Source organism: Bradyrhizobium sp. SZCCHNS2022 (assembly GCF_032377575.1).
In the GTDB taxonomy this organism is placed as follows: domain Bacteria; phylum Pseudomonadota; class Alphaproteobacteria; order Rhizobiales; family Xanthobacteraceae; genus Bradyrhizobium; species Bradyrhizobium aeschynomenes.
The window spans coordinates 2,610,731-2,630,628 of sequence record NZ_JAUHHZ010000001.1; the positions used below are offsets into that span (position 1 = coordinate 2,610,731).

Annotated in this window: 16 protein-coding genes; 8 read left to right on the forward strand and 8 right to left on the reverse strand. The window is 67.1% G+C overall.

The window, feature by feature from the left end:
• Positions 1–990, reverse strand: coding sequence for a CDF family Co(II)/Ni(II) efflux transporter DmeF (gene dmeF / locus QXZ94_RS11650; protein ID WP_315720517.1), 990 nt, complete (start codon positions 988–990; stop codon positions 1–3).
• A 210-nt stretch (positions 991–1,200) separates the two neighbouring features.
• On the opposite strand from dmeF, the gene QXZ94_RS11655 reads away from it, so the two are divergent.
• Both QXZ94_RS11655 and chrA read left to right on the forward strand, forming a co-directional pair.
• Positions 1,201–2,022: a sulfurtransferase/chromate resistance protein gene (locus QXZ94_RS11655; protein ID WP_315720518.1), complete on the forward strand. Its 822-nt coding sequence runs from the start codon at positions 1,201–1,203 to the stop codon at positions 2,020–2,022.
• Positions 2,019–3,410 (forward strand): chromate efflux transporter, encoded by a 1,392-nt coding sequence (gene chrA / locus QXZ94_RS11660; RefSeq protein WP_315720519.1) that lies wholly within the window; start codon positions 2,019–2,021, stop codon positions 3,408–3,410. The genes QXZ94_RS11655 and chrA overlap by 4 nt, the downstream gene beginning before the upstream one ends.
• Positions 3,411–3,422: 12 nt before the next feature.
• Here chrA and QXZ94_RS11665 read toward each other — a convergent pair whose 3' ends face one another.
• Complete coding sequence (locus tag QXZ94_RS11665; protein WP_315720520.1) at positions 3,423–4,385, reverse strand: cation diffusion facilitator family transporter; 963 nt, start codon at positions 4,383–4,385, stop codon at positions 3,423–3,425.
• A 266-nt stretch (positions 4,386–4,651) separates the two neighbouring features.
• On the reverse strand, positions 4,652–6,904 hold the full coding sequence (parC, locus tag QXZ94_RS11670; RefSeq protein ID WP_315720521.1) for a DNA topoisomerase IV subunit A: 2,253 nt from the start codon (positions 6,902–6,904) through the stop codon (positions 4,652–4,654).
• Positions 6,905–7,956: 1,052 nt separating this feature from the next.
• Here parC and QXZ94_RS11675 point away from each other — a divergent pair.
• The 5 genes from QXZ94_RS11675 to QXZ94_RS11695 all read left to right on the forward strand — a co-directional run bounded on the left by QXZ94_RS11675 (position 7,957) and on the right by QXZ94_RS11695 (position 13,027).
• A complete protein-coding gene (locus tag QXZ94_RS11675) occupies positions 7,957–8,175 on the forward strand; it encodes a hypothetical protein (protein ID WP_172114050.1) in 219 nt (72 codons plus the stop codon).
• A 317-nt stretch (positions 8,176–8,492) separates the two neighbouring features.
• Positions 8,493–9,704 (forward strand): ABC transporter substrate-binding protein, encoded by a 1,212-nt coding sequence (locus tag QXZ94_RS11680; RefSeq protein WP_315720522.1) that lies wholly within the window; start codon positions 8,493–8,495, stop codon positions 9,702–9,704.
• Positions 9,705–9,714: 10 nt separating this feature from the next.
• Entirely contained in the window at positions 9,715–11,448 is a 1,734-nt protein-coding gene (locus QXZ94_RS11685; protein WP_315720523.1) for an FAD-dependent oxidoreductase, read from the forward strand.
• Positions 11,445–12,206 carry a glucose 1-dehydrogenase gene (locus QXZ94_RS11690; RefSeq protein ID WP_315720524.1) on the forward strand — a complete coding sequence of 254 codons (762 nt, stop codon included), beginning with the start codon at positions 11,445–11,447 and terminating at the stop codon, positions 12,204–12,206. Before QXZ94_RS11685 ends, QXZ94_RS11690 begins: the two co-directional genes overlap by 4 nt.
• A 32-nt stretch (positions 12,207–12,238) precedes the next feature.
• A complete protein-coding gene (locus QXZ94_RS11695) occupies positions 12,239–13,027 on the forward strand; it encodes an IclR family transcriptional regulator (RefSeq protein WP_315720525.1) in 789 nt (262 codons plus the stop codon).
• Positions 13,028–13,030: 3 nt separating this feature from the next.
• Here QXZ94_RS11695 and QXZ94_RS11700 read toward each other — a convergent pair whose 3' ends face one another.
• The 3 genes from QXZ94_RS11700 to QXZ94_RS11710 form a co-directional block, all read right to left on the reverse strand.
• Positions 13,031–13,654 (reverse strand): glutathione S-transferase family protein, encoded by a 624-nt coding sequence (locus tag QXZ94_RS11700; RefSeq protein WP_315720526.1) that lies wholly within the window; start codon positions 13,652–13,654, stop codon positions 13,031–13,033.
• A 323-nt stretch (positions 13,655–13,977) separates the two neighbouring features.
• Positions 13,978–15,579 (reverse strand): FAD-binding protein, encoded by a 1,602-nt coding sequence (locus QXZ94_RS11705; RefSeq protein ID WP_315720527.1) that lies wholly within the window; start codon positions 15,577–15,579, stop codon positions 13,978–13,980.
• Between the two features lies 1 nt (position 15,580).
• Entirely contained in the window at positions 15,581–17,242 is a 1,662-nt protein-coding gene (locus QXZ94_RS11710) for an acetolactate synthase large subunit (protein ID WP_315720528.1), read from the reverse strand.
• A 152-nt stretch (positions 17,243–17,394) separates the two neighbouring features.
• Between QXZ94_RS11710 and QXZ94_RS11715 the strand changes: the two genes are divergently transcribed.
• Complete coding sequence (locus QXZ94_RS11715; protein WP_315720529.1) at positions 17,395–18,453, forward strand: LysR family transcriptional regulator; 1,059 nt, start codon at positions 17,395–17,397, stop codon at positions 18,451–18,453.
• A gap of 22 nt (positions 18,454–18,475) precedes the next feature.
• Here QXZ94_RS11715 and QXZ94_RS11720 read toward each other — a convergent pair whose 3' ends face one another.
• Positions 18,476–18,886 carry an ACT domain-containing protein gene (locus tag QXZ94_RS11720; protein WP_315726209.1) on the reverse strand — a complete coding sequence of 137 codons (411 nt, stop codon included), beginning with the start codon at positions 18,884–18,886 and terminating at the stop codon, positions 18,476–18,478.
• An 18-nt stretch (positions 18,887–18,904) separates the two neighbouring features.
• Positions 18,905–19,891 (reverse strand): glutathione S-transferase family protein, encoded by a 987-nt coding sequence (locus QXZ94_RS11725; RefSeq protein WP_315720530.1) that lies wholly within the window; start codon positions 19,889–19,891, stop codon positions 18,905–18,907.
• Positions 19,892–19,898 lie beyond the last annotated feature (7 nt).

Consider the following 19,898-nt stretch of genomic DNA (forward strand, 5'->3'; position numbering starts at 1 on the left):
TCAGGCATGCAGGCCGTGCTCCACCTCGACGGTGACATGGCTCAGCCCGTGCAGGTCCCTCAGCCGCTGCTTGTACATCGCCGGCGCCAGCGGGGCATGGGAGACGATCGACACGACGACGGCCCGATGGCCGGGCCCGACCTGCCAGAGATGCAGGTCGGTGACGCGGTCGCCGCCCGCTTGCAGCCGCGCCCGGATCGTGGCCTCCAGCCGCCGGTCGGCATTGGCGTCGAGCAGCACCGCACCGGCGTCGCGGATCAGGCCGTAGGCCCAGCTGGCAATGACGGCGCTGCCGACGAGGCCGACCGCGGCGTCCGCCCAACTCCAGCCGAGAACCTTGCCGATCAGAAGCGCGCCGATGGCGAGCAGCGAGGTCGCGGCGTCCGCCAGCACGTGCAGATAGGCTGCGCGCAGATTGTTGTCGTGGTGACCATGACCATGATCATGGTGATGATGATGGCCATGGTGGTGATCGCGCTCGCCGTGATCATCGTGGTGATCATCGCCGTGGTGGCGGCCATGATGGTGGTGCTGGTGGGAGTCCGCCAGCAGCCAGGCGCTGACGAGATTGACCAGAAGACCGAGGACCGCAACCGCGATGGCCTCGCCATAGGCGATCGGCTCCGGGTTGAGCAGCCGGACGAGGCTCTCATAGGCGACCTGGATCGCAATGATCAGCAATATGAGCGCGCTCGAGAACGCCGCGAGCTCGCCGAACTTGCCGGTGCCGAAAGTGAAGGACGGGTTGCGGGCGTGACGGCGGGCAAACAGATAGGCGAGGCCGGCAATCCCGAGCGCGGCCGCATGCGTGCCCATGTGCCAGCCATCGGCGAGGAGCGCCATCGACCCGAACAGCGAGCCGGCGGCGATCTCGCCGGCCATCATCACCAGGGTCAGGCCGACGACGAACCATGTCCGGCGCTCGTTGCGCTCGTGCCCGGCGCCGAGGAAGACGTGATCATGCGCCCAATGGTCCGCTTGCGATGACATCGGCCGTTCTCCTCGCTTCACCCGCATCCGCCTCGGCGCGCCCCGCGGGGCGCGATATGCACGTTACCACAGAGCGAAGCGAGCGCCCTGCAGCATGATTGACAGGACCAACCGGTTCCGCTGTAATGCTCCGCATGGGGACTTCGCGATCTCCCCACGAGGCGACATGCCCAAGCATCGCGTCCCGCCATTCCGGCACGAGGACGCATCATGTCATCCTTCGCATCGATTTCTCCTGACAGGCTCAGCCGATTGATCGGAACCCCGGATCGCCCGGTGCTGATCGACGTTCGCACCGCTGATGATTTTTCCGCAGATCCGCGGCTGGTGCCCGGCTCCATCCGGCGCTGCGCCGAGGACGCTCCGCAATGGAGCCAGGACTTCACCGGCCGTGCCGTGATCGTCGTTTGCCAGCGCGGCGCCAAGCTCTCGCACGGGGCCGCCGCATGGCTGCGCGTCGCCGGCGCGCCGGCCGAGTCGCTGGAGGGCGGCTTCGAGGCGTGGAAGGCCGCGGGTCTGCCGCTGGTCCCCGTCGACAAGCTGCCGCAGCAGCACGACCCGGCAGGACGCACGGTCTGGGTGACCCGCGCCCGGCCGAAGATCGACCGCATTGCCTGCCCCTGGCTGATCCGCCGCTTCGTCGACCCGCAGGCCGTGTTTCTCTACGTCGCGCCCTCCGAAGTCACCGCGGTGGCGGAGCGCTTCAAGGCCATGCCATTCGACATCGAGAACACGTTCTGGAGTCATCGCGGCGAGCTCTGCACCTTCGACGTCATGGTCGAGGAGTTCGGCTTGACCACGCCGGCCCTGCAGCGGCTGGCCACCATCGTGCGCGCCGCCGACACCGCACGTCTCGATCTCAGTCCCGAAGCGCCGGGCTTGCTCGCTGCCTCGCTCGGGCTGTCGCGCATTCATGATGACGATCTCACCCAGCTCGAGGCTGGCCTCGGGCTTTACGACGCCTTCTATCGTTGGTGCCGCGACGCGACCAGCGAGACGCACAACTGGCCGACCAACAAGGTGAAGCCATGACAGACATGGTCTCATCGCCGAGCCCCACCGCGGCTGATGCCGCCCATGGCGTCAGCTTGACCGAGGCGTTCCGGGTCTGGCTGCGCGTCGCCCTGCTGTCGTTCGGCGGTCCGGCCGGCCAGATCGCCGTGATGCACAGGATCATCGTCGACGAGAAGCGCTGGGTGAGCGAGAGCCGCTTCCTCCACGCCCTCAACTATTGCATGCTGCTGCCTGGCCCCGAAGCACAGCAGCTCGCGACCTATATCGGCTGGCTGATGCATCGGACCGCGGGCGGCCTGATGGCCGGCGGGCTGTTCATCCTGCCGGGCATCATCGCGATCATGGCGCTGAGCTGGATCTATGCCGCATTCGGCCACATCTGGTTCGTCGAGGCGCTGTTCTTCGGGCTGAAGGCGGCCGTGCTGGCGATCGTGATCCAGGCGGTGGTGCGCGTCGGCAGCCGGGCGCTGCGCAACAATGTCATGATCGGCATCGCCGCCGTGGCGTTCATCGCGATCTTCTTCTTCGCGGTGCCGTTTCCGCTGATCATCATCGCCGCCGGCGTGATCGGCTATCTCGGTGCACGCGCTGGACGCTCCGAGTTCGCCGCAGCCGGACACGGAGCCGGCTCCAACGGCGATGGCGACAGCGCGCTCGGCGAGATCCTGCCCGAGCATGCCAAGCCGAATGCGCGGCGCACGATCATCACGGCGCTGGTCTGGCTCGCGCTGTGGCTCGTGCCGGTCGCGGCACTGCTGGCGGCGCTCGGCCCTGCCAATACGTTCAGCCAGATCGCGCTGTTCTTCAGCAAGATGGCGATGGTGACGTTCGGCGGCGCCTATGCGGTGCTCGCCTATGTCGGACAGCAGGCGGTCGAGCACTACCATTGGCTCGCCCCTGCCGAGATGCTGGATGGGCTGGGCATGGCCGAGACCACGCCAGGGCCGCTGATCATGGTGCTGCAATTCGTCGGCTTCATCGCCGCCGCGCGCGATCCCGGATCGCTGTCGCCGCTGATCGCCGGCACGCTGGGCGGCCTGCTGGCCACCTGGGTGACGTTCGCGCCGTGCTTCCTGTGGATCTTCGTCGGCGCGCCGTATATCGAGCGGCTGCGCGGCAACAAAGGGCTCTCGGGGGCGCTCGGTGCGATCACCGCGGCCGTCGTCGGCGTGATCCTCAATTTGTCGATCTGGTTTGCGCTGCATACGCTGTTTCGCCAGACCGTGGCCGTCGGCGGCTTCGGCCTCGATTTCGATGCGCCGGTGCTCTCGAGCGTCGACGGCGGCGCACTCATCCTCTCGCTCGCTGCGGCTGTCGGCGTGCTCCGCCTCAAGCTCGGCATGCTCTCGGTGCTCGCCGCCGCGTGTGCCGCCGGAGTGCTGCTCAGACTGGCGGGGTGGAGCTGACGCATCGCCGGCTCACACCACGTCGGCCGGGGCCAGCTTACAGGCGCAGCCGTCGGTTTCGATCTGCAGCGTCGGATGCTGGATGTTGAAGCGGTGGGACAGCCCGGCGCAGACCCGATGCAGGAATGCATCGTCGGTGCCGCCGGGGCACACCAGGTGCGCGGTCAGTGCGGTCTCGTTGGTGCTCATGGCCCAGATGTGGAGATCGTGCACCTCGCTGACGCCGTCGAGCGAGGCGAGATAGTCGCGCACCTCCGGCAGCGCGATGTCGCGCGGCACGGCATCGAGTGCGAGATTGACGCTGTCACGGGCGAGCTCCCAGCCGCTGAGCAGCACCACGAGCGCGATGACGAGGCTGACGACGGGATCGACCCATAGCCAGCCGGTCCAGATCGTGATCAACGCCGCGACGACGACGCCGAACGACACGGCGGCATCGGCCGCCATGTGCAGGTAGGCGCCGCGGATGTTGAGGTCAGTGTCGCGGCCGCGCATGAACAGCAGCGCGGTCGCGCCATTGACGACGATGCCGAGGGCCGCGACCGACAGCACGGTGACGCCCGCGACCTCGCCCGGATGACGCAGGCGATCGAACGCTTCGACGGCGATGCCGCCGACCACCAGCAGCAAGAGGCCGGCATTGATCAGCGCCGCCAGGATCGAGGCGCGGCGATAACCGTAGGTGTGGCGGTCGGTCGGCCGGCGTCCCGCCAACCACAGCGCGCCCCAGGCCAGGAGCAGCGACATCACGTCGGAGAGATTGTGGATCGCGTCGGAGATCAGCGCCAGTGAGTTGGCGGCGTAGCCGAACACGAGCTCGGCGATGACGAAGGCGGTGTTGAGCGAGACGCCGATCGCGAAGGCCGCGCCGAAGCTGGCGGGGGCGTGGCTATGGCCGGCATGGCCGTGGGAGTGGGAATGCGCGTGATCGTGGGAGTGATCGTGGTCGTCGTGATGGGAATGCGACTGCGCCATACGACCTAATACCCGCTGCTGATGACCGCTCTCGATGTCGTCCCGGCGAACGCCGGGACCCATAACCACCGTCGGAGATTGGTTGGCACGCGCGTGGTTCCAGCCTGCCCCATCCCGCGTCCTGTGGTTATGGGTCCCGGGTCGGCGCCCCACGCGTTGCGCGCGCGGGGCTTGCCCGGGACGACGACCTTAATTGTTGGTCCGGCTGATGCCTCTTCCAACAATCGTGCGAAGTCAAAACTTGAAGCATCTCACGCCCGCTCGCCTCACTCGATCGGCCGGTTGAACTTGTTCGACTTCGGCAGGCCCTGCGCGATGCGGCCGGCGTCGGCGCGGTTGCCGCGATAGTCGGCCAGTTCCTTCCAGCTCAGGCCCTGATCGCGGCCGGCGGAGTCCTTCCAGGCGAGGCCCTGCTTCTGCTCGAAGGTCGTGACGTCGGACAGCTGCGCGCTGGTGTATTTCTGCAGCCGCACGCCGCGGCCGCGCGCCATCTCCGGCACCTGGTCGAGGCCGAACACCACCATCTTGTGGTTGGTGCCGATCACCGCGACCTGATCGCCGGTGACCGTGCAGATCGCGCGCGCCTCGGCGGGGGCCGTCACGTTCAGCACCTGCTTGCCCTTGCGGGTGTTGCTGACGCAATCCTCTTCCTTGACGACGAAGCCCTGACCGTCCGAGGCGGCAATCAGGAACTTGCGCTCGCCCTTGGTGACGAACATCGAGACGATCGAGGCGTCCTGGTCGAGGTCGATGAACATGCGGATCGGCTCGCCATGGCCGCGGCCGCCCGGCAGCTTGCCGACGTCGAGCGAGTAGAACTTGCCGTTGGTCGCGAACAGCAGCACCTTGGAGGTGTTCTCGGCAAAGAACCATTGGCCGAGCTGGTCGTCGGTCTTGAACTGCAGGTTCGACAGATCGGCGACGTGGCCCTTGAGCGTGCGCACCCAGCCCTTGTCGGAGACGACCACCGTGACCGGCTCGCGCTCGATGAAGGCCTCCTCGATCGCCGCGAGATCATGCTCCGGCGCGTCGGCGAAATTGGTGCGGCGCTTGCCGAGCGGCGTCTTCGGCCCGAACAGGTCGCGCACGGTCTTGACCTGCTCGCCGACCTTGGCCCACTGCAGCTGCTCGGAGCCGAGCAGCTCGTTGATACCCTTCAGCTCGCCGCGCAGGTTCTTGTCCTCGGTGCGGATCTCCATTTCCTCGAGCTTGCGCAGAGAGCGCAGGCGCATGTTGAGGATGGCCTCGGCCTGCACCTCGGTGAGCTTGAAGGTCTTCATCAGGACCGGCTTCGGCTCATCCTCGGTGCGGATGATCCGGATCACCTCGTCGATGTTGAGAAAGGCGATCAGATAGCCGCCGAGGATCTCCAGCCGGTTCTCGATCTGCTTCTTGCGATAGTTCGAGCGCCGCAGCAGCACGTCGCGCAGATGATCGAGCCATTCGCGCAGGCACTCGGCGAGCCCCACCACCTTCGGGATCTTGCCCTTGACCAGCACGTTGAGGTTCAGCGGAATCTTGCTCTCGAGATCGGTGAGCCGGAACAGCGATTCCATCATCAGCGCGGGATCGACGTTCTTCGACTTCGGCTCGATGACCAGCCGCACGTCCTCGGCGGATTCATCGCGGACATCGCCGACCAGCGGCAGCTTCTTCTCGTTGAGCAGCTCGGCGATCTTTTCGACCAGCCGCGACTTCTGCACCAGATACGGAATCTCGGTGATGACCACCACCCAGGTGCCGCGGTTGCCCTCTTCCTGCTTCCACTTGGCGCGGACGCGGAACGAGCCGCGACCGGTGGTGTAGGCCTCGATGATCTGCTCCTTCGAGTCGATCACGGTGCCGCCGGTCGGGAAGTCCGGGCCCTTCACCCAGCGCAGCAGCGCGCGCGACTTGGCGTCGGGCTTCTCGATCAGATGCAGCGCGGCGTCGCACAGCTCGGCGGCGTTGTGCGGCGGGATCGAGGTCGCCATGCCCACGGCGATGCCCTGCGCACCGTTGGCCAGCAGGTTCGGGAAGCCGCCGGGCAGCACCACCGGCTCCTTGGACTGGCCGTCATAGTTCGGCCGAAACTCGACGCCGTCCTCGTCGATGCCTTCGAGCAGCAGCCGCGCGACATCGGTCATGCGCGCTTCGGTGTAGCGATAGGCGGCGGCGTTATCGCCATCGATGTTGCCGAAATTGCCCTGGCCGTCGACCAGCGGATAGCGCGAGGAGAAATCCTGCGCGAGGCGCACCATTGCGTCGTAGATCGCCTGGTCGCCATGCGGATGGAACGAGCCCATCACGTCGCCGACGATCTTGGCGGACTTCTTGAACGCCGTGCCGGGATCGAGCCGCAGCAGCCGCATGCCGTAGAGGATGCGCCGGTGCACCGGCTTGAGGCCGTCACGCGCGTCGGGCAGGGCGCGATGCATGATGGTCGAGAGCGCGTAAGCGAGATAGCGCTCCTCCAGCGCCTCGCGCAGTGCGACCTCATGGATCTCCGCCGGCTCCGGCGGAATCAGTGATTTTCCCATTAGCGTTGCGCTTTCAGTGGGTTAGCCCAAAGGCTTGAGCTGACGTGAACGATTTGGGAACACGCTTTATGCGATGACGCGGCGCGGCGCAATGACGGGGCGGCCGGGTTCCGCGGAGAATGAGCCGCATCCAGCGGCGAACCGGAGCGGTTGTTGCACATCTCCGACATGCCCCCTCCATTGGAACGCTCCCTAGAGGACGCGACCATACCGTCAGGCGCCTCTCGGCATTCGGTCGCCGCTTAGCCGACGCCATCTCCCCTTGCTCGTCATGGCCGGGCTTGTCCCGGCCATCCACGCGGCTCCGCATATGCCGCACGACGTGGATGCCCGGGACAAGCCCGGGCATGACGAGTTCTGGGCGACTGTTGCGCATCATCGCTTCATCACGTGCGTACAGACATACGGCTGCCTTCTCGCGGCACGTTCGGCGCCCGAGCTATCAAATCAAACCGCCCTCCAGTCGAAGGGCGCAGGGAAGGCCGGACCTCGACTGAGGTCCGTGGCCCGCCTGCGAGAAAGAATGCAGGCGGCAGGTACCACGGGTCAGCCGGACGACCCGGCCTTCCCTGCGCGATGGGTTGACGACTTATACGCAGTCTCCCTGGTGTCCGGGCTTGTAGCCACCATCGCCCGCGGGATGCACGAGGCATCGACCACGAACTTGACGCCAGCATCGGGGCGCCAGGACGCTGCGACTTCACCGTCCTGCCGGACTCGTTCGTCCGCGCGCAACCGACGCGCTGCGAGCCAGCAGGCCACCGCATCCCCACCTCGCGTGTCGTGACGATCGCGCGCAACGCCCCTCCGAGTGAGGCGGGATGGCCGGAAACATCGGCCTGATTTGCCCGACGACACAAGCCGGGACAGCTGCGGCAGATTGGCTCGACGGGCAGTTTGCGCATGGGAGATGCGCTTTTCTGCATATCCGAAACAGCCCCACGCCGGAACCGCCCTGCCCTACGGCGCGTTACCGAGCATCAAGTCATCGCTTATCCCAGCGTAACGCGTGATCGATTGTCAGCCGAAGCCCTTGCTGCGGACAGCCTCATATGAAGGACTTTTCAGACGCTGCCTTTTCTCCTGACGTGATTGCGCTGATGACGCAGGCACTGGACGGCGCGATCGCGGCCCTGCCCGAGCCGGTCAGTTCGACCCATGTCACCCTGCTCGCCGAATGCGTGCTGCGCGCCGCCAAGACCGGCGAACGCGATCCCGCCGTGATGCAACGGCTGGCGCTGCTCGAACTGCAGATCATGCCGCGCGTGTAGGACGGACTTCCTTACTATCAGCCCCACTCCGTCATTCCGGGGCAAGGCCGCAGGCCTTGAACCCGGAATCTCGAACTTGTCTGGCGGCCATCATCTCCGGATTCCGGGTTCAATCGTCAACGCGCGGACGCGCGTTGTCGATTGCCCCGGAATGACCGCGAGAAGCGGCCAAGTCGCGCCGCGGCCAGGACGCCTCGCAACACCGCAGGTGTCGTTGTGCCCTGCGCCAGCTTTATTCGTCATTGACAAATCGATTCGCCATTGCCTAACGTCCAGCCATCGCCGCCGATAGAGCGGACAAACCGGGGAGGATCTCCATGCGACGGCAGCTGCTCGCCTGCGCGTTTCTGGCAACGACGTCATTCATCGCGACCAACGCTGTCGCTCAGGTCTCCGACGACGTCGTCCGCATCGGCGTGCTGACCGACCTTTCCAGCTGGGGCCGCGACAACAGCGGACCGGGCTCGGTGGAAGCCGCGAAGATGGCGGTGGAGGAGTTCGGCCCCACCGTGCTCGGCAAGCCGATCGAGATCATCAGCGCCGATCACCAGATGAAGGCCGATGTCGGCACCACGGTCGCCCGCGACTGGTTCGACAACGGCAAGGTCGACGCCGTGGTCGACATTCCCAATTCCGGCATCGCGATCGCCGTGCACAACATGGTGCGCGAGCGCAACAAGATCGCGCTGCTGTCCGGCCCCGGCGCGAGCTCGCTGACCGACGAGCTGTGCAGCCCCAACACCGTGCACTTCACCTACGACACCTATGCGCTGTCCAAGGTGACGACCTCGGCGGTGATCGGCCAGGGCGGCAAGACCTGGTACTTCATCACCGCGGACTACGCGTTCGGCCAGCAGCTGGAGAAGGACGCCACGCGCTTCGTCAAGGAGCTCGGCGGCACCATTCTCGGCGGCGTCAAGCACCCGACCAACACCGCCGACTTCTCCTCGTTCGCCCTGCAGGCGCAGAGCTCGAAGGCCGACGTCGTCGCCTTCGCGAATGCCGGCCAGGACACCGACAACGCCATCAAGCAGTCAGGCGAGTTCGGCCTGGTCAAGGGCGGCCAGAAGCTGGTCGGCCTGTTGATGTTCGACACCGACGTGCACGCGATCGGGCTCGAGGCCGCGCAGGGCACCTACATGACGACGGCGTCGTACTGGGCCATGAACGACGCCACCCGCGCCTGGTCGAAGAAGTTCTTCGCCCGCGCCAAGGTGATGCCGACGATGATCCAGACCGGCGTCTACGGCTCGGTGCTGCACTATCTCAAGGCGATCAAGGCGGCCGGGACCGACGATCCGAAGGCTGTCATGGCGAAGATGCGCGAGCTGCCGATCGAGGATACGTTCGTGCACGGCGGTCGCTTGCGCGAAGACGGCCGCGTCATCCGCGACATGTATCTCGCCCGCGTCAAGACACCGTCGGAATCGAAGGAGCCGTGGGACTATCTGGAGATCGTCAAGACCGTGAAGGGCGAGGATGCGTTCCGGCCGGTCGCCGAATCCAAGTGCCCGCTGTTGAAGAAGTAGGAGCGCAGGTATGACCGGAGCTGAACCCAGGAACGGCGACACCTATGATTGCGACGTGCTGGTGGTCGGCTCCGGCTGCGCCGGGCTGTCGGCGGCGGTCACCGCCGCCCATGCCGGGCTGAAGGTCGTCGTCACCGAGAAGGAGCCGCGCTTCGGCGGCACCACAGCGCGATCCGGCGGCTGGCTGTGGATTCCCGGCACCTCGCTGGCCAAGGCCTGGGGCATCGACGAGCCGGCGGAGCTGGCGCGCACCTATCTGCGCCACGAGGCCGGCAACAGCTTTGATGCGGCGCGGGTGGACGCGTTCCTGACCAAGGGCCCGGAGGCGGTCGACTTCTTCACCAGCAAGACCGCTCTGAAGTTCGACATGCCGCTGACCTTCCCGGACTATCATGCGGAGGCGCCGGGCGGCACGCAGGGCGGCCGCTCGATGGTGACACGGCCGTTCGACGGGCGCGAGCTGGGCGACCACATCAAGGATCTCGGCCAGCCCCTGCCCGAGCTCACGGTGTTCGGCATGATGCTCGGCTCCGGCAAGGAGATCATCCACTTCATGCGGGCGACCAAGTCGCTGACCTCGGCATTCTACGTCGCCAGGCGGCTGTCGAAGCATGCGATGGACGTGCTGCGCCATGGCCGCGGCATGACGCTGACCAACGGCAATGCGCTGGCGGGGCGGCTGGCGAAATCGGCCTTCGATCTCGGCATTCCCCTGTGGCTGTCGTCGCCGGTGGCCGAGCTGATACGCGACGGCGAGGCCGTGCGCGGCGCCGTGGTGACGCGGCAGGACAAGCGCGTCCGGGTCAACGCGAGGCTCGGCGTGGTGCTGGCCTGCGGCGGATTTCCGCATGATGTCGAACGACGCAAGGCGATGTTTCCGCATGCGCCGACTGGCCAGGAGCATTTTTCGCCCGGTCCTGTCGGCAACACCGGAGACGGCTTGCGGCTCGCGGAAGCCGTCGGCGGCCGTGTCGAGGACGGGCTGCCGCATGCGGCGGCCTGGGTGCCGGTCTCCGTCACCACCCGCAAGGACGGCAGCAAGGGCGTGATGCCGCACTTCATCGACCGCGCCAAGCCCGGCGTGATCGCGGTCACCGCGGATGGCGTGCGGTTCGCCAATGAGGGCAATTCCTACCATGATTTCGTGCAGGCGATGGTCAAGGCGGCCAAGCAGGGACGCGAGATCGCGGCCTTCCTGATCACCGATCATCGCAGCCTGCGCCGCTACGGCCTCGGCTGCGTGCCGCCGTTCCCGATGCCGCTCGGCCATCATCTCAGCAGCGGCTACCTCAAGCGCGGCGCGACGCTCGCCGAGCTCGCGCGCGTCACCGGCATCGATGCGATGTCGCTGGAGGCCACCGTCGCCGCGTTCAATGCCGATGCGGCGCTCGGCCAGGATCCGACGTTCGGCAAGGGCTCGCGCGCCTACAACCGCTACCAGGGCGATGCGCTGCATGGGCCGAACCCGTGCGTGGCGCCGATCAAGGACGGGCCGTTCTACGCGATCAAGATGGTGATCGGCGATCTCGGCACCTATGCCGGCATCCGCACCGACGAGCATGCCCGCGCGCTCGATGCGCAGGGGCAGCCGATCGAGGGGCTGTATGCGGCCGGCAACGACATGGCGAGCATCATGGGCGGCAACTATCCGGGCGCCGGCATCACGCTGGGACCGGCGCTGACCTTCGGCTACATTGCCGGCCGGCATCTCGCCGAACGCGCCAAGCAGAGGAGCGCCGCATGAGCGACAATCAGATGTTGGCCGGCAAGCTCGCGCTGGTCACGGGCGCGGCACATGGCAATGGCCGCGCGATTGCGCTGGGACTCGCCGGCCGCGGCGCCGATGTCGTCATCACCGACATCGACCTGGAGGGCGCCGAGCGCTGCGCCGCGGAGATCCGCGGTCACGGCCGCAAGGCGTGGGCGCACCGGCTCGATGTCACCGATGCCGCCGGCTGCAAGGCGCTGGCGGCGCAGTTGCGCGCCGAGGTGGGCGCGATCTCGATCCTCGTCAACAATGCCGGCATCATCATCCGCGAGAACATCGACTCGCCCCGCGCCGCCGAGAACTGGCAGCGCGTGCTCGACGTCAATCTCAACGGCGTGTTCAACGTCACCTATGCGTTTCTCGCCGCGTTGCGCGAGACGCGCGGCACGATCGTCAACATCGCCTCCGTCGCCTCCTTCATCGGCATCAGCAATACGCTCGGCTATTCGCCGTCCAAGGGCGGCGTGAAGTCGCTGACGCAGGCGCTGGCGCGCGAGCTCGCCGCCGACGGCATCCGCGTCAATGCGATCGCGCCCGGCGTGATCGCCACCGCGATGACGGAATCCACCCGCAACGATCCCGAGCGGCTGGCCGGCTTCATGAGCCGCACCCCGCTCGGCCGCGTCGGCCAGCCGGAGGAGCTGGTAGGGCCCGTCGCGTTCCTGGTCTCCGACATGGCGTCCTACGTCAACGGCGTGACCTTGCCGGTCGACGGCGGCTTCCTGGCGGTGTAGGCACGACGCCGGACCAGGGGGCACCACAGATCATGGGACGAGAGAGCCGCGGCATCCAGTCGATCGAGGTCGGCGGCGCGCTGCTGCAGGCCCTGGCGCGCAGCGGCGAGCCGATGATGCTGCGCGACCTCGCGCGCGAGGCCGGGCTGCCGCCGGCCAAGGCGCATCCCTATCTCGTCAGCTTCTCGCGCATCGGCCTGATCGAGCAGGACGAGGCCAGCGGCCGCTACGAGATCGGCCCGCTCGCGCTCGAGCTCGGCCTGATCAGCTTGCGGCGGCTGTCGGCGGTGCGGATCGCCACGCCGAAGATCGCCGCACTCGCGAGCGCGATCGATCACGCGGTGTCGCTCGCGGTGTGGGGCACCAACGGCCCGACCGTGGTACGGCTGGAGGAGCCGAGCCACGCCGTGCACATCGTGATGCGCGTCGGCTCGATCATGGCGCTGCTGGAGACCGCGACAGGGCGCGCCTTTGCCGCGTTCCTGCCGCCGAAGACGATCAAGGCCGCGCTCGACGCGGGTCTCGACCATCTCGGCGTCGGCTACAATCCGAAACGCGCGCCGAAGAGCCCGAAGGTCGCGGAGATGCTGGCCGAGGTGCGCGCGCAGGGGCTTGCCCGCGCCGTCGGCGATCCCCTGCCCGGCGTCAACGCGTTCGCCGCACCGGTGTTCGATCACGCCGGCCATGTCGCGCTGGTGATCACCGCGATGGGCCCGGCCGGCACCTTCGATGCCGGCTGGCAGTCCCCGCTCGCCAACCGCCTGCGCGCCTGCGCCGCCGAGATCTCCACGCAGCTCGGCCACGGCACGGTGCAGACCTGAGGCTTACGCGGCGGCCGACTGCTTCTCGGGCCACGGCTCGGCCCAGGCCGGCAGCCGCATCAGGCTGTCGAGCCAGCGCACGATGTTCGGAAATGCCTCGAACGGCATCTCTGCCTCGCGCCAGTCGGTCGCCATCGAAGCCGCTGCGAAATCGGCGATCGTCAGCCGGTCGCACGCGATGTGGCTGTGCGAGCGCAGATGCGCGTCGAGCACGGATGCGAAGCTCTTCAGCGGCGCGACCTTGTCGATCAGCGAGTCGCGGTTCGGCGCGCCGAGGCCGAAATTCTTGCGCACGATGTGCTCGAAGTAGAACGGTGCAACGGCCGGGTTCCAATGGCTGTCGGTCCAGGCCAGCCAGCGCAACACCTCGACCTGCTCCCGCGGATGGCGCGCGGGCCACATGTCGCAGCTCTCGCGGATGCAGAGATGCGCCATGATGGCGGTGGACTCCCACAGCACGGTGTCACCGTCGACCAGCACAGGCGCCTTCATGTTGGGATTGAGCGAGGCGAACTCCGAGGTCTTCAGGCCACGCGTGATATCGATGAACTCGGCGGGAACGCCGAGATGCTTGACCAGCGCCAGCACGCGGCGCGGGGCCTGGGCCTTGATCCAGTAGATCTTCATGACGGGGTCTCCTTGGCTGATGCCTTGAAGACGAACGCGCGGGGAGCGGATCGACATGGGCTCGCGAAAAAATCGTGATGACGCACATTGTCTCACTGTCGTCATTCCGGGGCGCGCGTAGCGCGAGCCCGGAATCCATAACCACGACTGTGATTGAGGAGCCGAGATAGACGCCCACGGCCATCTCGCCCAAGCAACGACAGCCTGTGGGTATGGATTCCGGGCTCGCCCTGCGGGCGCCCCGGAATGACGTGTGGAGAGATCAAGCCGCTCACGAGCGACGCGCCTGTCTTGCGGAACATCGCCCGGCGTCGCCGCGCTCCTCACATCGCTCGCACGGCAGCCCTTGCTGTGAGAATGCAGCCCGGCAGAAATGTTCCTTCCAGCGAGCGTTTGCCCGAGGCGCCGCCGCCGCCGAAGCCGGCCGCTTCGCCGACGGCGTAGAGGCCGCTGATCGGCGCGCCCGCCCCGTCGAGCACGCGGCTGTGCAGATCGGTCTTGAGGCCGCCGAGGCTCTTGCGGGTGATGAGTTGCATGTGGATGGCGATGTACGGCCCTGCTCCAGGCGCCTGCAGCGGCGCGGGCTTGCAGGTGCGGAGCTTGTCCGGGCCCCATTGTCGCGCGTGCAGGATGCGGCGGATCTGATCGTCGTTGTGGAGCTTGTCGCCGTTCGCGAAGTTGGCGTCGAAGGCGTCGGCGGTGGCCTGGAGCACTTCTGGCTTCACGTCATCAGTTCCGGTCAGCGCGTTCATCTTCGCGGCGAGACCTGCCAGCGTCTCGTCGACCAGGAAATGCCGGCTCTCGCGCTGCATCTGCCGGACCAGACGATGATTGCCGAACAGCGTCTCCTTGAGGAACATCGGCATCTGCCGCTCGCGGATGCGCAGATTGTGCTCGGCGCCGGAGATCGCGAACTCCTTGGCGGCGATGCGCCAGTTCAGCAGGTGCCACGTATACGGTTTCTCTTGCGCCGCAACGCGCTGGCAGAGGTCATGCGTATCGAAGCCGGTGACCAGCGGCGCCGGGCCGATGCGCTCGCCGCGATGGTTGAGCCATAGCGCCGATTTGCACGGCACCAGCGACAGGCCATGGCCGTCGAAATGCGGAAACGGATGCGGGATGCCGGCAGCGTAGTTCCACATCTCGCCGGCGTGAGCAATCTCGGCACCGAGCATCTCGGCCGCATGGTGATGCAGCTTGCCGTCCGCGAAGGGATGCGCGCCGTTGAGCATCGTCGCCGGCTGCGGCCGTCCCTTGACCCAGTTCGCCCGCGCCTCCGCGTGACTGCCATTGATGCCACCCATCGCGAGCACCGTCAGCGGCGCGGCGATGCGGATCTCGGCGCCGGTTTCCTCGTTCACGGCCACGACGCCCGACGCCACGCCTCCGGCGCGGTCGAGACTGACGACACGATGCCGATGCAGCACCGTCAGCCTGCCGCCGTTGTCAGCCGCGCGCATCGCATCGATCATGACGCGCGTCAGGCGCTGCGAGGTGCCCCAGACGATGTGATAGCGCGGCAGCGCATTGCCGTCGCCGTTGAGGCCGCGCTCGACCCAGTTCACGGCGGGCATGAAGGTCACGCCCTGCGACGAGAGCCAGTCGTAGACCTCGCTGCGGGAATGCTCGACGTAATAGCGCGCCCATTGCAGCGGCCAGTGCTCCGTTCCGTCGAGCTCGCCGAACCTGATCCAGTCGCGCAGCGCGATCTCGGGCGTGTCCGGGATCTTCATCCTTGCCTGCAAGGGCGTGCCGACCAGCGCCATGCCGCCGAACGCCCATAGCGCCAGCCCGCCGAAGCGCTCGGGCGTGTCGCGATCGACGATCAAGACGGATTTGCCGGCGCGCAACGCGTCGAGCGCGGTGACGATGCCGGCGAGGCCGCCGCCGGCGATGACGACATCGGCTTGCAGCATCGCGCTCATCTCACGGCGCCAACTTGCGCTTGAGCATGCGTGCCATCGGCAGCGGCATGCGGTCGAGCGATCCCAACAGATGCGGCAACAGCTTCAGCTTGAGCCCGCTCAGCGCCGGCGGCACCATGGCCTCGATCAGATGCGGACCCGGACGTTCCAGCGCGCCCTTCAGGGCGGAGGTGAATTCATCGGGCGTGCTGACGCGGGTCGCGCGCACGCCGAGGCCGTCGGCGATCTGCGCAAGCTTCAGCACCGGACCATGCAGGTCGAGCTGCGCCCTCGCCTTCGGTCCGATCTCCTCGGCGCCGACGCGCTCGAGCTCGACGTTGAGCACCGAGTAGGAGGCGTTGTTGAAGATGATGGCGGTGACGTTGAGCCGCTCGCGCGCGATCGTCCATAGCGACTGGATGGTATACATCGAGCTGCCGTCGCCGATCAGCGCGATGACAGGCCGGTCCGGACAGGCGATCGCAGCGCCGATCGCGTTCGGCAGCCCCTGCCCGATGGCGCCGCCGGTCAAGGTGATCAGATCGTGCCGCGGCGCGCCGGCCGTGAATTTCGGCAGCATCAGGCCGGAGCTGATCGCCTCGTCGACGATGATCGCCTTCTCCGGCAACAGATGGCCGACCGCCTTGCAGACCTTCTCCGCCGTGAGCTTCTTGCCGCGCGGGCGTCCGGGCCGCCATGGCGCCGACAGCGCCGGCGTGGCGCCCTGTGCACCGAGGGCCTTGGCGAGCCGGGCCAGACTGCATTCGGCGGCCTGCGCCGGCGTCGACAAAGTCATGACCTTGCAGCCGTCATGCGGGAGATAGCTCGGCTTGCCCGGATACGCGAAGAACGACACCGGCGCCTTGGCGTCGACCAGGATCAGCGTATCGATCTCCTTGAGCTGAACCTGCGCCATCTCGGCCAGATAGGCGATGCGCTCGACCTGCGGCAGGCCGGCGCCGCGCTCCATGCGCGTCGGAAACGTCTCTGCGAGGACCTTCACTCCGCAGGCCGCGGCAATGCGCGCGGCCCACAGCAGCGACTCCTCGTGCAGCGCCGTGCCGCCGAGCAGAAGCGCGCTGCGGCCGCCCGTCTTGATGGCGTCGGCGACGGCCTGCACGGTCGCGTCGTCGGCCGCCGGCGGCGGCTCGATCACCGGCGCCGGCTCGGGCACACCGCCCTCGCCCCAGGACACGTCGGCAGGCAGGATCAAGGTCGCGACCTGGCCCGGCCAGGAGCACGCCGCCTTCACGGCTGCGACCGCGTCGCGGCACAGCTCCGACGTCACCTGAGAGGTCCAGACGAAATTCGGCGAGACGTTGCGCGCCACGGTCTCGATGTCCGACTGCAGCTGCGCGTCGTAGGGAACATGATAGGTGGCGTGGTCGCCGACGATGTTGACCACGGGCACCTTGCCCTTGCGCGCATTGTGCAGGTTGGCGAGGCCGTTGCCGAGCCCGCAGCCGAGATGCAGCAGCGTGGCTGCGGGCATGCCGGTCATGCGGGCGTAGCCGTCCGCCGCCCCCGTCGCAACGCCTTCGAACAGGCAGAGCACCGCGCGCATCTCCGGCGCGGTATCCAGCGCCGCAACGAAATGCATCTCAGAGGTGCCGGGATTGGTGAAGCAGACCCGAATGCCGGAATTGACCAGGGTCCGTATCAGAGCTTGCGCGCCATTGGGCATGAAAAGCCTCTTATAGGGCGACGCCTTGTCTCGAGCGCGAGCTGATCGGCCTCGCTCCGGCGTTCCCCGCAATTTGTTTGTGCCATTGTGGGATTGACCGGCTCAGAAATCCAATGAATTGTTATGGCTTGATCAATGAGTTGGGATCATCAATGCACACGCCCACGTTGCGTCAGTTGCAGCAGCTGGTCTATCTCGCGGAAGAGCGGCATTTCGCCCGGGCGGCCCAGCGCGCCCATGTGACCCAGTCGGCCCTGAGCCGAAGCCTGCAGACGTTGGAGGACGCCGCGGGAATGCGGCTGTTCGACCGCAGCTCGCGCTCGGTGGAGATCACCGCAGTCGGCGAGCGGCTGGTGGCGCGGGCCCGCTCGCTGCTGTCGGGCGCCGACGATCTCGGCCGCGAGATCAGGCTGCTCCGCTCGGGAGACGCCGGCCAGGTGACGGTGGGCGTGGGCGCGTTCACCGGCCTGACCCTTCTGCCGGACGCCATGGCACAGCTCTATTCGGAGCATCCGTCCGTGCGCATCAAGGTGGTGCAGGACAATTGGCGCGCCCTCATGGACGTGCTGCAACAGGGCAAGCTCGATTTCTTCCTCGCGCACATCACCGACATCCGCGCGGACGATAGCCTGGACCTCGAGCCGCTCGGAAGCCTTCCCGGTTTCTTCTACTGTCGTCCGACGCATCCGTTGGTGGGTCGACGGCAGCTGTCGGTCCGCGATCTGGCCGGCCAGCACTTCGCCTCGGTCGCGCTGCCGCCGGACTTCAGCAGGCGGCTGGACGACCTGATCGCTTCGCCAGCTGGACGCGGCTTTGATGTCGCCCTTGAATCCGAGAACGCCGGCCTGCTGGTGCAAATGGCCGTGCGCTCGGACGTCGTGCTCGTTGCAGGAGATGCGGTTGTCACCCACGAGCTCGCCTCAGGGCAGCTGGTCCGGCTCAATGTGGCCGAGCTGAGCGAGCCTCGCGCATCGGACCTGCTGCTGGCCCAATTCGGCATTTTGCGCCTGAAGGGCCGCACTCTATCGCCGGCAGCGCTGATGCTGATGGACATGGTGCGCGCGCAAGCCGCACGCATGCTGACCGGACCGCGCCGGCCACCCGCGCCCCGCGCCGCGCGCAACGCGCCTCGGTCTCGGCCGGGCCCACGCAAGAAGCCGGGCGCGCCCGCACGCCGCCGGTCGCGCAATCAGACCAGGGGCAAAGCCTGACCGGGCTACTGACGCTGCGCCATCATGGTCCGGCGGCGCTGCGCGATACCTCCTGCAGAACCCGCATCGCCTGCTCGGCCTGCGCTTCGGGTACGAACAGGTGATCATGGTGGAAGGCCGAGACCGCATTGACGCTGATGCCGGCGGCAGCCAGCGCCGTGGTCACGGCGGCGAGGAAGCCCACCGCGTCGAGCGCGGAGTGCACTGACAGCGTGATCAGGCGGGCGGCGAACTGATAGGTCAGCCCGGCCTGCTCGGCCTCCTCACGCCGTACGATCAGCGTGATGCCTTCACGCTCCCGAAACAGCATCAGCGGCGTCAGTGCGGCGGGAGGCGCCTCGGCGGGAGAGAGGCAGCAGAACACGAAGACGCCATCCCGCAACTCGGGCGTCATGTTCAGCAGCAAAGCGCCGAGGTGACGCTCTCCTTCCATCTCGCCTGCCATGACCCGTCAGGATTTGGCGAGCCGCTCGCGGCCATGCGGCGCGGCGAAATCCTGCTCCGGTCCGACCGGAACGATGCCGGTCGGATTGATGGTGCGGTGGCTCTCGTAATAGTGCCCCTTGATGTGCTGGAAGTTCACCGTGGCCGCGATCCCGGGCCATTGATAGAGATCGCGCGTGTAGGCCGACAGATGCGGATAGTCGGCGATGCGGCGGATGTTGCACTTGAAGTGGCCGACATAGACCGCGTCGAAGCGGATCAGCGTCGTGAACAGCCGGATGTCGGCCTCGGTCATGGCATCGCCGAGCAGGAAGCGGCGCGTCGACAGCCGCTGCTCGAGCCAGTCGAGCGTCGCGAACAGCGGGCCGATCGCCTCCTCATAGGCCGCTTGCGTGGTGGCGAAGCCGCATTTGTAGACGCCGTTGTTGAGCGTGTCGTAGACGCGCGCATTGATCGCGTCGATCTCGTCGCGGAGCGCCTCCGGGTAGTAGTCGCCGGGCCTGGCGCCGATACCGTCGAAGGCCGAATTGAGCATGCGGATGATCTCTGACGATTCGTTGTTGACGATCGTCCGCTGCGCCTTGTCCCACAGCACCGGCACGGTCACGCGGCCGGAGTAGCGTGGATCGGCCGCGGTGTAGACCTGATGGAGAAGTTGCGCGTGATTGATGTCATCGGCCACGACGCCGGGGCCGCCGGCAAACGTCCAGCCCTGCTCGCGCATCAGCCAGTGCACCCCCGAGACCGAGATGAAGGCGTCGAGGCCTTTCAGCGCGCGCATGATCAGGGTGCGGTGCGCCCATGGGCAGGCCAGGCTGACATAGAGATGATAGCGCCCGGCCTCCGCCTCGAAGCCGCCGCGACCGCTGGGCCCCGGACGTCCATCCGCAGTGACGAAGCTGCGGAAGGCGGAATCCTTGCGCACGAAACGGCCGCCGGAGGCTGCGGTGTCGTACCAGACATCGTGCCACACGCCGTCGACGAGTAGTCCCATGATGCTT